12 protein-coding genes and 1 riboswitch are annotated in these 14,943 nt (G+C 60.5%); of the genes, 7 read left to right on the forward strand and 5 right to left on the reverse strand.

The window, feature by feature from the left end; all coding sequences use genetic code 11:
• Positions 1-111: 111 nt before the first annotated feature.
• A complete protein-coding gene (locus tag AB731_RS09025; RefSeq protein WP_047093392.1) occupies positions 112-2,406 on the reverse strand; it encodes a winged helix-turn-helix domain-containing protein in 2,295 nt (764 codons plus the stop codon).
• A 283-nt stretch (positions 2,407-2,689) separates the two neighbouring features.
• On the opposite strand from AB731_RS09025, the gene AB731_RS09030 reads away from it, so the two are divergent.
• The 6 genes from AB731_RS09030 to AB731_RS09055 all read left to right on the forward strand — a co-directional run bounded on the left by AB731_RS09030 (position 2,690) and on the right by AB731_RS09055 (position 8,918).
• Positions 2,690-3,040: a UrcA family protein gene (locus tag AB731_RS09030; protein WP_047093391.1), complete on the forward strand. Its 351-nt coding sequence runs from the start codon at positions 2,690-2,692 to the stop codon at positions 3,038-3,040.
• A gap of 180 nt (positions 3,041-3,220) precedes the next feature.
• The gene (locus AB731_RS09035; protein WP_047093390.1) at positions 3,221-4,282 is read left to right on the forward strand and encodes a helix-turn-helix transcriptional regulator; all 1,062 of its coding nucleotides are present in this window, start codon (positions 3,221-3,223) and stop codon (positions 4,280-4,282) included.
• 252 nt (positions 4,283-4,534) lie between these two features.
• A complete protein-coding gene (locus AB731_RS09040; protein ID WP_047093389.1) occupies positions 4,535-5,080 on the forward strand; it encodes a pseudouridine synthase in 546 nt (181 codons plus the stop codon).
• A 7-nt stretch (positions 5,081-5,087) separates the two neighbouring features.
• On the forward strand, positions 5,088-5,621 hold the full coding sequence (thpR, locus tag AB731_RS09045) for an RNA 2',3'-cyclic phosphodiesterase (protein WP_047093388.1): 534 nt from the start codon (positions 5,088-5,090) through the stop codon (positions 5,619-5,621).
• Between the two features lie 167 nt (positions 5,622-5,788).
• Complete coding sequence (locus AB731_RS09050; protein ID WP_156167420.1) at positions 5,789-6,616, forward strand: lysozyme; 828 nt, start codon at positions 5,789-5,791, stop codon at positions 6,614-6,616.
• A gap of 130 nt (positions 6,617-6,746) precedes the next feature.
• Positions 6,747-8,918 (forward strand): M3 family metallopeptidase, encoded by a 2,172-nt coding sequence (locus AB731_RS09055; protein ID WP_047093877.1) that lies wholly within the window; start codon positions 6,747-6,749, stop codon positions 8,916-8,918.
• 3 nt (positions 8,919-8,921) lie between these two features.
• Here the strand turns inward: AB731_RS09055 and AB731_RS09060 are convergent, their stop codons facing one another.
• The 4 genes from AB731_RS09060 to AB731_RS09075 all read right to left on the reverse strand — a co-directional run bounded on the left by AB731_RS09060 (position 8,922) and on the right by AB731_RS09075 (position 13,345).
• Complete coding sequence (locus tag AB731_RS09060; protein WP_047093387.1) at positions 8,922-9,665, reverse strand: ABC transporter ATP-binding protein; 744 nt, start codon at positions 9,663-9,665, stop codon at positions 8,922-8,924.
• Positions 9,666-9,690: 25 nt separating this feature from the next.
• Positions 9,691-10,629 carry a FecCD family ABC transporter permease gene (locus AB731_RS09065; RefSeq protein WP_047093876.1) on the reverse strand — a complete coding sequence of 313 codons (939 nt, stop codon included), beginning with the start codon at positions 10,627-10,629 and terminating at the stop codon, positions 9,691-9,693.
• Between the two features lie 20 nt (positions 10,630-10,649).
• On the reverse strand, positions 10,650-11,381 hold the full coding sequence (locus AB731_RS09070) for an ABC transporter substrate-binding protein (RefSeq protein ID WP_231638893.1): 732 nt from the start codon (positions 11,379-11,381) through the stop codon (positions 10,650-10,652).
• A gap of 68 nt (positions 11,382-11,449) precedes the next feature.
• Complete coding sequence (locus AB731_RS09075; protein ID WP_047093386.1) at positions 11,450-13,345, reverse strand: TonB-dependent receptor plug domain-containing protein; 1,896 nt, start codon at positions 13,343-13,345, stop codon at positions 11,450-11,452.
• Positions 13,346-13,440: 95 nt separating this feature from the next.
• Positions 13,441-13,626: riboswitch (cobalamin riboswitch) on the reverse strand.
• Positions 13,627-13,763: 137 nt separating this feature from the next.
• Between AB731_RS09075 and AB731_RS09080 the strand changes: the two genes are divergently transcribed.
• Entirely contained in the window at positions 13,764-14,846 is a 1,083-nt protein-coding gene (locus tag AB731_RS09080) for a cell wall hydrolase (RefSeq protein ID WP_082126445.1), read from the forward strand.
• Positions 14,847-14,943: the final 97 nt, after the last annotated feature.

Below are 14,943 nucleotides of genomic sequence, written 5' to 3' on the forward strand. Positions count from 1 at the left end.
TCCAAGTGGGGGCTTGCTGGCGCTGAGTCCAGAGGGTCGGAAGACCGTGTGGAGAACACGGCCTGCGGGCGCGCAATGTTCACCAAATGTTCGGATTGGTCAAGGGGTCGGCTACTCGAACCCTAGCGCCAATACCTCTCTCCGCTCCCGAGCGAAGTGCGCGCGGATCGAGCCGAGCACGGCGCGCACTTGGGGAAGCTCACGGACCTCCTCGTAAAGCGGATCGTCGGCGAGCAAGCCGATCGCCTCATAGTTCACGTGGCTTAGCTGCAGCGGCCAGCCATAGTCTGGCAAGCGCTGGATGACCGCTATTGCACTCGCGTCATCGCCGGTCAGCGCGGCAAGCCGCAATTCATAAAGGAGAGAGAATACCGAAGTCTGTCCTGAATCACTCCAAAGCTGGGTCCACTCACGCGCCAGAGCGACCATTTCCTGCGCTTCGCGGTCGCGGCCTGCGCGGCGCATGGCGAGCGCCAGATAGGGGGAGGCGAAAGGCAGAATTTGATGCGCACGATCGGTATCCTGCGCCCAATTCACGAAGGCCGGGGCGGCGTCAAACTTCGCGTCATAATAGGCGAGCAATTCGTCCTCACGCCCGTCACGCAGCAGCAATGACATCGATTCACCAGCTATTTGCCGATCGTCCCAGAAATTCTGCGGGGTGATGCCGGCAGCGAGCAATTCGTTCCGCGTCGGCATAGTCCTGTCGCGCATCTGGTCTAGAAGGTCGGTACGCGCATCGACGGGCACCACCACACCAGAATCCATTGGCTGCAGCCCCAGCAGGAAGCGCGCGTAGCGTTCCTGCGTGAAGAAGCCCCAACGACGCTCCGCATCGCTCAGATTGCCCCTGGCTTCACGCACCAGCCGCATGAATTCGGACAGATCGCCATCGATCCGTGCCAGCCGCGCGCGGGCAAGAAGGCGCTGCGGCTCGGTCGCCGAAGCAGCGATGACGCGCCGTTCGAGCTCTCGGGCCAAATCGAAATCGCCCAATTCCATGGCAGAATCCGACGCGCGCCAGCTTGCCGGCCACAAAGGATCGACTGCTACGAGATGGCGGACAGTCTCCAGCACCTTCCCGTCCCCCGGCCCAGCGTCCCGCTCAACGATGCCGCGCCAGAACCAGGCTTCGGCATCGCCAGGATCGATCTGCGTTGCGAGCCGCAAGCGCTGAAGCTGCAATTCGAGATCATCAATTTGCAATATCCCGGCGACCTTGAGCGCATCGACCGAACGCGGATCAAGCTCGAGCGCGGCCTCTGCCTGCTCTAGCGCGGTGGCCGAGCGCGCGTCCTTTTCCGCTCGATCAGTGGTTGGATAGAGAAAATTGGCCTTGGCAAGGCCAGCCAGGCCATCAGCGAAATTGCGATTCCGGTCGACGACCTGTTCCAAGATTTCGTACGCGGCCATTCGTTGCTCCACGCCGCGGCCTTTCAGCAGGCCCATTGCGGTGAGATAGAGAGCGTAGTCTTCGTCACTTCCAGCCTGTTGCGTGTCTTCGGATTGCGGTGGCCTTCCCAATGCCTCAAGCATGACGCGTACCGCGCGCAGGGGCAGGAACTCAGCAGCATCAGGCGCTGACTGGAGACTGTCTGTCCACACATTCTCCCCGGTCTCAGGATCAATCAGGCGTGCATTGAGTGTGATGGTTGCCACCGAATTACTCAGTTCTCCCTGCCATACGAGGTCGGCATCGAGCGCAGTTCCGATTTCGGCAGGTGAGCGGCCCTCAGCCGCCAACTGTATGGCGCTTTCGCCGGCGCGCACTTCCATGCCAGTGTTCCGACCCAATTGGGACCGTATCTCGGCCTCCATGCCGCTAGCGTAGAACGGATCAACACCCTCGCTCGCCTCGAGCGGGAGCATGACTACCGTGAGCGGATCGGTAATTGGTCGTGAGGTAAACCACGCAAAGGCGCTTGCCAGCATGGCAATCGCGATGATGGCAATGGCGAGGATCGGGAAGCGTCTTTTGGCCTCCGCTTGCGGCGACTGCAGTGGCTGCGTCGAGACAGCCTCATCTCCATCCATGAGCAGCCGGTAGCCCACTTTCGGCAAGGTTTCGATTTGCGCATCATCTTCTCCCAGATTGCGGAAGACTGCGCGAAGGCGAGAAATTACGCGGGTGACCGAGGCATCGCCTACGATCCTTCCATCCCAGCAACATTCGATCAGATCATCGCGGGAAAAAATGCGGCCCGGCGTGCGCGCCAGCGTGACCAGCACCTGCATGACCTTGGGCTCGACATGCTCTTCGCCGCCCGCTCCCTCCACGACCGTTTTATATGGGACCACGCGCAGGGAGCCGAGTTCAAAAGGCTGCTCGCGCGCAAGATCAATCGGCGATAGCGCCGGGTCCGGCGCTCCATTCTCCTGCCCCGGCACAGGCCGAACCTCGCCCATAAATCCCCCTCTATCCTGTTGTAGAATATGAATTTGATCATCACGGCATGACGCGATGCAAGCAAGCAGAAATTTAAGGAAAAAGACACAAAACTACAAATAGTGCGCCCTATGCTTTTCATTAATTACATCATTCGCAGTTCATCACAATAAAATCACTTAAATAATCAGCGTTCCTTGGTCGCGGCTTCAACTGGCGATGTGCAGTTTCATCCTCATCCGGCGGGGAAGCTGGAAAACACAGCGGATGCGATTTTGCACCCGCCATTTGAGGAGACCAACCATGAACACCAAACTCATCTCGACCGCTTTGGCTGCAGCCACTCTGTTCACCCTGTCCGGCGGCGCAAGCGCCCAACAGGCCGCGGAAGTCGAAGTCACATTTTACGACCTCGATCTCTCGTCCGACCGCGGCGTCGACATTCTTGACCACCGCATCGAACGCGCTGTGCGGCGGGTGTGCGGTGACACTGCCCTCAGGGCCGATTTCAATCGCTCTGCCACACGCCGCTGCATCACGCAGACCCGCGATGATGTCCAGCCGGTGCGCGAAGAAGTGATTGCAGAGGCCCGCAGCGGTGATGCGGCACGGATGGCCCGCGCGACGCTGATTGTGCGCACATCACCAGGCTGACCCGCTGACCAAGTCCAGGATTACGGCCCGCTGGTAAGGGGACCGAGCCTGAAGGGTCCGGAAGCGCAAGGCTTCCGGACCCTCTTTTTGCGGCTCATCCGGCTACCCGGCTCGACCCACGTCTGAACGCAGGTTCTGGCCGGTGTTGCGCTTCGACGGCGAAGCTGACAATAATGAACAATGAGTGATCAGGTCGCAAACCTTTCAAATCGCTGCAAGTCCGCTGCAATGGGTGAATATCCTTGGGATAGCCTGCTGCGCGATATCGGAGAGTGGGTTGGCGGTTCCAAGGGTATGGTGCTGGGTATGGCGCAGGGCTCTTCCTACGGATCATCACTCAACTGGAACCACGATCCACAGGAACTGGACCGTTACAATTCCCACTACAACAAGCTCGATCCGCGGCTGCCCTTTTCCCGCAAGACTGCGCTGCATTCATGCCAGTTGGGCCAGCAGTATGTCCGCAACGAAGATATAGCTGACACCGAATATTTCGATGCAATCAGCTTGCGCGGCAATGTGTGTGACAGTGTGCACGGCATTATCGCAGACGACACCGAAATCGGACGCCACGCCATCAGCATTCAGCGCGGTTTCGAGGAAGATTTTTTCGAACGATCACACGCCCGTCAATTGCAGGCATTGCTGATGCCGCTGGAACAGGCGGTGCGGGATTCTATCCGGGTTGCGCGGGTAAGCGGCGACATGGCTCCGGCCGAAAGGCTGCTGTATGCGTTGATCGATCCCGGGCTGAACTTGCAATGTTTCGATCGGCCAGAGCTGGCTGCCCAAGACTGGCGCGACTACGGCTTTTCCATTGAGGGACGCCGTTTTGTACCAGACAATCAACGCCACGCCGGCGTGCTCGAACGTGCTGTGCGGCTGGGAATTTCCGGACATGCAAGCAACCTGCGCATTGGCAGGCTGGAAATTTCCATAAGCGCCGTTCCCGCGCCGCTGGGCTGGGCTGGCGACAATTGCGCTTTCCTTTCGGTTTGCTTGCCGGATTCCAAGAACAGGACCGCGACAGAGCTGTTTGCACTGGCGCATGATTTCTCGGACCGGGAACAGGCAATCCTTGGCGAACTTCTGGGCGGTGCGCCCATGCGCGACGCCGCAAGCCAACTTGGCATGGGATATGAAACGCTGCGCTGGCACGTGAAAAACATGTGCCACAAAAGCGGCTATGCGCGGCGAGAGGCGATGGTTTTGGCTGCATTGACGGGCGAGATTTCCACCTAACTAACGGTTTATACCGAGAAAACGCACGCAACTACCCAATTGGGTGGAGACAGGTTTTGCATCCCGCCCTAGCTCGTCCGGGTGGCCGGTGGATGGGGGGCAACACCGGTCACACCAGTTTGTCCGTCCAAAAGCAGGCACAATCGTCCATTGATCCGACCCCCGATCGGGCCTGTCGGGCAATATGCTGTTACGCCCTGCTTCGGTAACCAGGTGCAGACAGGCGCGGCGCGGGGCTCTACAACCAGACCCATGCTTATCGCCTTCAACAAGCCATTCGGCGTCCTTTCGCAATTCAGTTCGGGCAAGGATGACAGTCCGCACCCCACCTTGTCTGGTTTCGGACTGCCGCCAAAAATCTATCCTGCGGGCAGGCTTGACCGGGATAGCGAAGGACTGCTTCTGCTGACCGACGACGGGCGTTTGCAGGCGCGCATTGCGGAGCCGCGCCACAAAATGCCCAAAACCTATCTGGCGCAGGTGGAAGGAGTGCCCGATGATGCCGCGCTCGCATTGTTGCGAAGCGGGGTGGAACTGAAAGACGGAACCACCCGCCCTGCCCTTGTCGAAGCGATAGAGCCTCTGCCGGAATTGTGGGACCGTGACCCGCCGATCCGCGTCCGCAAGTCAGTGCCCGATAGCTGGGTTCGCCTGACTATCACCGAAGGTCGCAACAGGCAGGTCCGGCGCATGACAGCGGCTGCCGGCTATCCCACCCTGCGGCTGGTGCGCTGGCAAATCGGAGAGTGGAGCTGCGAAGGATTGGCGCTTGGCGAAAGCCGCGTAATCCAGGGCTAGCAGCCCGATGTCTCGGCGCCGCCTTTTCGTAGCACTGCGTCCACCGGCAGAAGTGTGTGAGGCCTTGCTGGACACAATGGAAGGCGTTGCCGGGGCGCGGTGGCAGGATGCGGATAATCTGCACATCACATTGCGCTTCATCGGAGAAGTCGACCGGCATATGTATGCCGATATCCTGACCGCGCTTGAAAGCGTTGCGATGCCTCCGTTTCCGGTTGAAATTTCGGGCGTCGGTCATTTCGAAGGCAAGCGCCGCTCCACCGCGATCTGGGCACGGGTGACGCCCTCGCCCGGACTCGCGCAATTGCAGCACAGGATTGAGATGGCTTGCCGCCTTGCGGGGTTGCCCCCCGAGACGCGAAAATTTGTGCCCCATGTAACGCTAGCACGGCTGAATTCCGGCAGCGCGCCCATTGGGGAATGGCTGGCCGCGCATGGCAGGTTATCTTGCACGCCATGGCTGGCGGAAAGCTTCGCCCTTTATGAAAGCGATCTCACTCCCAATGGTGCGATCTACCGGGAAATACATCAATTTCCGTAATTTACGCGATTCATTTGAGATGACATCAAACGTTGGATGCGCGCGGTGAAGCGTGGACCTTTGCCCAACGCCACCCGTTGATCAGGTGAACAGAAGTAACCGCGCTCCCGCTGCAACCGCATGATCTCTTTCATTTTGCAGGCAGCCAGGCGCCGAACAGGAGTACAATGTCTATCCGAATGCCCGTCACAGCGGGCCATGCCATATCACCACTGTCATCCCGAATCGAACCACCAACCCCCCGCGAACGCGCCGCCATGGTGCGCGCACTATTGCGCCGGATGCGCCGACGTGGCCGAGACGAAGCACCCGCCAAAAGCCCGCGCGGACGCCGCCGGAAGCGCAAGGCGGCCCTGGCTGTTTCCGCCGCCATGATGACCGTCGGGACCACCGCTTACGAAATCGCCCAGCCGAGCGCCGCAGGAGCAATGGCGCCATCAGCCGAGTACAGCTTCATTCGGATGTCCGCCGGGAAGATGACCTCAAGTGACGCGCTGAAAGAGGCAATTGTCGAAGAAGAAGGCCTGCACCTGACCGTTTATGCCGACCCTGTTGGCAAGCCGACTGTCGGTGCCGGTCATTTGGTGCAGACATCCGATGGACTTTCGATTGGCGACGCGATCTCGTATGATCAGGCGCTGCAATTGCTTGAGAGTGATCTGGAATATGCCGAAGCAGCAGTCGCACGGCTCGTCGGCGATCTGCCGCTTTACCAGCATGAATTCGACGCATTGGTCGATCTGGTTTTCAATGTGGGTGAAGGCAACACGAGCGAGCAAGCCAGCCCCAAACTCAATGCAGCGATTGCCGCCGGGGACTATGCCGGAATTGCAGCTGAACTGGCCTATCACAGTGCGGGTAACGCAGCGCCGCCGGGCCTGGTCCATCGCAGCGACCGCCGGCAGGCCATGTTCGCCCAGAATGATTATGCCGATCCGCGTCCCGCCGGGATTACCGTAAAAAGCGCGCAGATGGCGCCCGCCTCCGTCAGTTAGTCTGTTCAAGTCCGTTCAGCGGCTTGGCAGGTTACTCTGCTATAGCTAGATGGACAGTTTCAACGGCAACCAGACTGCACATTACCGGATTGCCGCCACACGAGAGAGAAAAAAGAAGGGTCCGCACGCAATGAAATCTCGCCTGCTAGCTACCACCACCGTCATCGCCCTGATGACATCAGCCTGTACAACCATGGAAGACACCGAGATGGCCTCACTCCCGCAAACCGTGGAGTACAATCCGACGATCCCGCAAGCGACGAGCATTTTTGCGGAGCTTTCGCCGCTTTACATGCATGCGCCGCAATTCGATCAGATTGCTGATGGCGAATGGCAGGGCATCATCGAAGAAGCGATTGCTATCCAGCTTGCCGAAATGGATGCCATCGCAAGCAATCCCAACGCGCCCGACATGGGCAATACCCTTGTTGCGATGGAACGTTCGGGTCAGGTTTTCTCACGGTCCTATGGCGCGTTTAGCCAGATCGTTGGCGCGAACATCAACGACACGATCGCTGCGACCGACGAAGCGCTGGCGCCGCAAATCGCCGCGATGAACGATAGCATTTATCTCAATGCTGATCTGTTCGCCCGCGTGAAGACAATTTACGACAACCGCGCAGCCATGGCGATGACGCCGGAAGATGCGATGTTGCTGGAAACGGTTTATGCCCAGTTCGTGCACCGCGGCGCAGAGCTTGGCGCAGAGCCGCAGGCTGAACTTCGCCAGATCAACGAACGTCTGTCTTCGCTTTCCTCGCAAATCTCGCAAGCGATCACCACCGGCCAGAATGAAGCCGCGATCCTTGTCGATACGCGCGAAGAGCTTGCCGGATTGTCCGACGGTCAGATCACTTCCGCCGCAGCCGCTGCGACCGAAGCTGGCCATGATGGCAAGTTCATGCTGTCCGTCAGCAACACCACCGGCGTACCCACGCTGGCCCAGCTTCACAATCGCGACGTGCGCGAACGGCTGCACAACGCCAGCGTCAACCGCAACCAGTCGGGCGAAACTTCGACTTTGCCAATGGTCCGCGAAGCAATTGCGCTGCGCAACCGCCGTGCTCAGCTGTTTGGTGAACCAACCCATGCCAACTGGCAGATGTATGACCGCATGGTTTCTGACCCTGCCCTCGCCATCGGCTTCATGACCGACATGGTTCCTGCCCTGCGCGCCACGCAGGAACGCGAAGCTGCCGTGTTGCAGGCGCGAATCGAACAGGATGGTGAAGATTTCCAGCTCGCCCCGTGGGACTGGGAATATTACGCCGGGATCGTTCGTCAGGAACGCTACGCCCTCGATAATGAGGAAATCAAACAGTACTTCGTGGTCGACCGCGTGCTGGAAGACGGCGTGTTCTACATGGCTGGCGAATTGTACGGCCTGACCTTTGAAAAGCGCAGCGACATCCCGACATATCATCCCGATGTCAGCGTCTACACCGTCTTCCATGATGGTGAGGCGATTGCGCTGTTCTACTTCGATCCGATGAGCCGTCCGTCCAAGCGCGGCGGTGCGTGGATGAGCAATTTTGTCGAGCAGAGCCATCTGCTCGGTCTGCGTCCGGTTGTCACCAACACGCAGAACATTGCCCCGCCTGCTCCGGGTGAACCGGCGCTGGCCACTTGGGACGATGTAGGCACGATGTTCCATGAATTTGGTCATGCGCTGCACGGCATCTTTGCCGATCAGCAGTACCCGTCGATTTCGGGCACCAATACTGCGCGCGACTGGGTAGAATTCCCCAGCCAGTTCCACGAAAACTTCGCCGCCGTTCCTGAAGTGCTGCAACGTTATGCACGCCACCATGAAACAGGCGAAGTTATTCCTGACGAGCTGATCGAGGCCATCGACCGGTCGAGCAAGTTTAATCAGGGCCATGGTTTTGGCGAAGTGATCGCGGCATCGCTACTGGATATGGAATGGCATTCGCTCGACCCGAGCCAGCCTGCGCCGACCGACGTTATGGCGTTTGAGGGCGAAGCGCTCGAGAGGATTGGCCTGCGTTCGGATCTCGTACCACCGCGCTATCGTACGCCGTACTTCCGGCATATTTTCGAGCATGGCTACGACGCCGGCTATTACGCCTACACCTGGACCGAAATGCTGCACCATGATGCCTACAGCTATGTTGAGGCAAACGGCGGCATGACGCGGGAGATGGGCGACCGGATCGTGTCCACATTCCTCGGGCAGGGCCATTCGAAGACCTATGAACAGATGTTCCGGGACTTCACCGGCCGTGATCCGCGGGTCGAGCCGCTGCTTCAGGCACGCGGCCTGATGGCGGAAGGTGAATAACGCCTAGAAGTCAGTGATCAACGCGCGCTGGCCGGGTTCGCCCAGCCAGCGCGCTTTCACGCCCCAGGCTTGCGCGATATTTTCCGGCGACAGGGCATCCTCGGGTGCGCCGTCTGCAACAAGATTGCCTTCATGCAGCACCAGCACGCGGTCCGCGTGGTTCATTGCCAAAGCAAGATCATGCAGCACCAGAACGACACCGCAGCCGGACTCAGCTTCGCCTTTCAACACCGCAAGCAGCGACAGTTGATGCGCAATATCCAGCGCAGCGAGCGGTTCGTCGGCCAAAACCCATTGCGGTGTTCCGGCCAGCACGCGCGCCAGCAACGCACGTGCTTTCTCGCCGCCACTCAGGGTGGAAACAGGACGTTCGCGAAACGCATCCAAGGCGCAGGCGACAATGGCCTGGTTGATTTCGGCCTTGCCCTCGTCTCGGTGCGGCAAGCGCCCCAATGCGACCAGATTGGCCACCGACACATCCCACGCGATCTCTGCCGATTGCGGCAGATAGCCGATGTTGCGCGCACGGGTTAGCGGGTGCATCGCCGGCAGCGGTTTGTCGCTCAAGGTGACTTCGCCTGTATCTGGCGCAATCAGATTGCCAAGCGCCGAAAGCAGCGTCGATTTGCCCGCGCCATTGGGACCGCAGATTGCGGTGATGTCGCCAGGAAGAAATTCGCAGCTGACATCGCCCAGCACGCGTTTTCCGGCGCGTCGCACAGACAGGTTCTTGCACGCCAGGATCATGCCAGCCCCCTCATGCCAAGCCCCCTCATGCCACACCTCGGCGCATGCGGAGCAGCAGCCACAGGAAGAACGGCGCACCGATCAGGCTGAGTGCAATGCCCAGCCGCAGTTCGGTAACCAGCGGCAGAATGCGGCACACCACATCTGCCACCAGCACCAGCAGCCCGCCCGCCAGTGCGCTCGGCACAATCAGGCTGGAGGGACGCTTGTCCGTCAGCGGGCGCACCAGATGCGGCACGATCAGTCCGACAAAACCGATGATTCCGGCCACGGCAACCCCTGTGCCAACAGTCAGGCCCGTGCCCAGCACCATCATTCCCATCAGCACGCGCGGATTGACGCCGAGGGAGCGCGCGGCCTCCTCGCCCAAAGTCAGGGCATCAAGCGAGCGTCCAGCCCGCCACAGCACCAATATTCCTGCCAGCGTAAGCGGCGCGGCCATTGTCACATCATCCCAGCTGCGATCCGTCAGCGCGCCCATCAGCCAGGTCACGATGCTGCTCATCGCAAAGGCATTGGGCGCAAGGCTGATCGCCAGGGCAGTCAGCGCGCCTGCAAGGCTGGCGATCATCATGCCCGCCAGCGTGAACAGCGCGATACCGTGGGCCGGATTGCTCGTGCGGCCTGCGATCAGGGAAAGCAGCGCCATGGCTCCGCCGGCCCCGGCAAGCGCGAAAGCTGGCAGGACTAGGCCGGAGGTTGCACCAATATACAGCGCGATGACCGCTCCCAAAGCGGCGCCCGGCGCAATGCCGAACAGGCCCGGATCGGCCAGAGGATTGCGCAAATATCCCTGCATTGCCGCGCCCGCCGCACCCAGCCCTGCACCAATCACCAGTGCCAGAACGGCGCGTGGCAGACGCAATTCTGCAAGGATCAGCGCAGCATTGGGCGTGGTCGCCGGGTCAAGCCATACGCGCCCTGCGAGCAAGGACAGCGGAATGGCGAGCGCCAACAGCACCATCAGGGTAACAGTCGCGCGAGTCACAGCGAACTGTCCCGAATTTCGGCAAGCCGCGCCAGGGCGCGCGGGATCGATGGACCGCCGCAATACAGCAGCGCAGAATCGAAAGTGTCGTAACGCACATTGTCCAGCTGGCGCAGCACGGGGTGGGACAGCATCCGCTCATTACCGGCCGCCAGAACAAGGCTTGGCGGATCGGACAGCACTTCTTCCAGCGGCAAATACGCACCCTGCCCCAGCCCGCGCGATGCCGCGTGGCTGGCAAATCCGGTGTGTTCCAGCATGGCGGAGGCGAGCGATTGTTCACCCGGAACGATACCGCCAGCTTGCCACAGCAAGGTGTTTACGGGCGAGCCGCTGAACGCCGCCGAATTCCACGCCGTATCGATGCGCGCCACCAATTGCTCCCCGCGCTGCGCCTCTCCGGTCACGGCGGCAAGCTGGCGAATTTGCGCGTGGCTCTCCTCCAGCGTGCCTGCGATGCCGAGCAGTTCGACGCGGATACCGGCGTTTTCCAGCGCGCTGCGGGTGGCGGGCGGCATGAATATATCCGCCACCACCACATCTGGACCCAGAGCGATGACTTCCTCCGCCGTGCCGCCGTTGGACGGATACCCCGGGGCGTCCCCTGGCATCATGGAACTGGAGCGCGGATCGTGGCTGTAATGCGAAATGCTGAGCAATTGGCCCGGCGCGGCAACCTCATGCAGGATCGCATCGGCGCAGGGGTTAAGGCTGACGATGCTCGGCACGCCACTCGCCGCTGGGTGAGGCTCTGCTGCGCATCCGCCCAGCAGAGCCGTTATGACGAGTACCGCCCTCACAATGCCAGCCGCGCCCCCACAAAGACAGCGCGCCCGCGCGTCGCATAGCCTGCAACTGTCTGGTAATCCTCGTCCCAGATATTCTCGACCCGGCCAAAAAGCTGGATCTGCTCAGTCACGTCAAACGCAGCGCGCAAGGTCATCACTTCATAGGCATCCAGCTGCGTAAAATTGCCCGCATCGTCAAACGCGTCGGAAACAATCCGCAGGTCTGCCCCCAAGGAAAGCACATCAAGCGGCGACCATTCCGCCGTAAAGGTCGCCGCATGGCGCGGGCGGCGCGCGAGTTCATTGCCGGTGTCGCGGTTTTCCGTGTCAGTGAAGGCATAGGCGGCCTGCAGGCGCAAACTATCCGCAACCAAGGCGCCCGCTTCCACCTCGACACCGCTGGCACGGGTGCGCGCAATATTATCGTAAGTGCCGAACTGGCGGTTATCGCAAATCGGGTCGGTCACACCAAAACATCCGATAAAAGCGATCTGGTCCTGCGTGGTGCGGCGGAACGCGGTGACAGAACCGTAGAGCGCCTGCGAACGGTCGCCGTAAGCCACACCGATATCCATGCTCGTGCTCTCTTCCGGTGTCAGCGCGGTATTGCCGAAATCGGACAGCAACTGGAACAGGCTGGGCGCTTTGAAGCCTTCGCCAATGCTCGCGCGAAGACGCCAGTTCTCCGCCACTTCGTAGCTTAGGTCTGCGCCAAAGCTCGTTTCACTGCCGAAATCGGTGTGATCATCCACCCGTGCGCCAATGTGGCCGGAGATACCCCGCCACTCGATCCCGGCTTGAAGATAAGCGCCGAAAATCCGTGTGTTATCGCCCGTATCGAACAGCGTTTCATAACTCGTCCATTCGTTCTCCGCGCCGAAATTGACGATCAGCGGGCCGATGGGCCGCCATTCGCCGCGCAAGGTCAAGCGGTCCGACTGGCCTTCACTGGTGAAGGTCTGCGCGCCGCTGCCGTCCAGATTATCGCGCGAGGTATCGGCAAAACTGTAACTCGCCTGCACGAACAGCGGGCCGGTGTCATACACAGCGCCAGCCGAGCCAAATGTCTGCGAGGTGTCCTGCACGTCATCGGTATCAGCCAGAATAAAATCGGGCGCAGGGGTGCCATCGATACCGAGCGATCCTTCGGCCTGCCGGATCCGTGCAAACACCTCGAAAACCGGCGAGAAATAATAACGGCCATGGCCTTCCAGCACCCATTGTTCGAACCCGTCCGGCTCCGTCCCGCCGGCGGCAGCGGAAAAGCCATCGGTGCGCGAATAGCTGGCTGACGCGCCGAGGAACCCGGTGTCCGCATCGGCGATGCCGCCCGATGCTGCGCCGGTAAAGCTGTCATCTGCGCCGTATTCCGCACTGGCCGCCAGTCCGCTTTCGGCGCGTGTCGAGGCGACAATCACCCCGCCAATTGCATCCGAACCCCAGATTGTAGAATTGGAGCCACGCAGCACCTCAAGCTTGGAAAGATTGCTGCTGAGAAGATTGCCGAAGTCGAACCCGCCCCCCGGAGAAGCTGGGTCGGACACGCGCACACCGTCCACAATGGTCAGCACCTGCTCAGCCTCGGAACCGCGGAGCCGAACGCCGGTGAAGCCGCCCTGCCCGCCATTGCGGCTGAAGGTCAGGCCGGGAACACGTTCCAGCACGCGGGTCAGATCAGGCCCCTGCACACGGCGGATTTCTTCCTCGCCGATTATGGTGATGGCCTGGCCGGTATCTTCCAGCTCGATCCGTGTGCCAGTGGCGGTTACGGTGATCGTGTCTTCAGCGCGCTCTATGCTATCAGAAGCGAGCCTGGTCTGCTCCTCCCCATTCGGCCCATCCTGGGCCATTGCGGGCAGAGCAAGTGCGGACAAAGAAACACCAAAAAACAGATATTTATACATTAAACCTCCTATCAAAAGCGAAATCGCCGCTAATGACGGAGGGAGCGCCAACAATGGCACTCTCCCGCTAGCTTTCGGTACACCCCGCCCGACCGCTTAAGCGACCATCACTGGCAGGTCTCCTGGCTCCCGGATCAGCACTTGTCGCCCACCTTCCCGCGTAAATGCAGTGGTGTATCGGGCGTAAGCTCCCCGGTCACAGTTGCGGGGGCAGCGGAGGTATTTCACCTCCTTCCCTCTTAGGTCCACGCGAATGGACAACCCGTGACGTCGGATTTGGCAATAGGCCCGCCGCACGCCGCCCGCAACCCAAAGCTCGCAGTGCAGGCGTTGTCGCTGCGCCGTCCCGCTACGGTACGGGGGTATCATCGAAAGTGTTTGGCAAGGCTTTCACGGCTATATCGACGGGGTGGAATATGTGCCCATCTCTATCCCGGAAAATCCACGCCGGGATTTTCGCACGCCGCGTGTGTCGCTGCGCGAAAAACTGCGTCCGCTTGCCAAGAAGGCAATTGTCGCCGGTTTGGCCGTCGCCGTACCTGCAATCGCTGCCAACGGGGCGATCAGCGCGTTTGAAAGCGAGCCGGAAACGCCCCAGACCGTGCTGATGCCATTTGAAATACCGGGAGAAAGCTTTCCCGGATCGGCGTTCTATTATCTGGAGGAAGTCCCCCAGATGGTTGAAAACAAAGGGTGGGACAGCCCGGTTCAGGTCATTGGCAGTGCTGTTTCGCTCGATACGGCAAGTGAGGGCGCCGAAACACAGCTTGCTAATCTGCCTCTCGCCGCATCGCCGCTGCGCATTCGCGGGACGGACCGCGATCACATGCGCGCGCAGGAATGCATGACGCAGGCGATCTATTACGAAGCGGCAAGCGAAAGCGATGCGGGCCAGCGGGCAGTCGCGCAGGTTGTGCTCAACCGCGTTGCCCATTCCGCCTATCCCCGCAATGTGTGCGGGGTGGTTTATCAGGGCAGCGAACGCACGACCGGCTGCCAGTTCAGCTTTACCTGTGATGGAGCATTGTCGCGGCGACCGTCCGCTACTGGCTGGGCCCGCGCCAGCCGCATAGCGCGGCAATCGCTTGCCGGCATAGTGTACGCCCCGGTCGGCACGGCAACACATTACCATACGCTAGCAGTGAACCCTTATTGGGCGAGCAGTCTGGAAACCGTCGGCGTCATCGGTTTTCATATCTTCTATCGCTGGCCCGGATCGGCTGGACGGCCATCGGCCTTCAACGCAGGATACGCAGGCGCAGAGCCCGCTGCACGCCGGGCGAGCGCTTCTACTCCCGATGCGCCCGCGCCGGAAAGCCCGCCGGCCATGCCCGGCTTCTCCGTTCCGGCCACAGCGACGAACCTTGGCCAAGACCCTGTCCGTCAGGCTCCGGCAAATCAGATCGATGAGACGGCCCAGTCGGGCACACCTGTTCTGCCGCAAAGCGGCGATGTGCGGTCGGAATATGCCAACAGCGGGCGCTGGATAGAGCGGCCCTGAAAAACCTTCCGTGACCTAATCGCTAAGATTGTGGCAACCATCCTGCAAAACAATCGCTTAGTGGGCGTGCGCTAAAAGGGCACCTGTGTCGCAGCAG

This window comes from Aurantiacibacter marinus, assembly GCF_001021555.1.
Taxonomy (GTDB): domain Bacteria; phylum Pseudomonadota; class Alphaproteobacteria; order Sphingomonadales; family Sphingomonadaceae; genus Alteraurantiacibacter; species Alteraurantiacibacter marinus.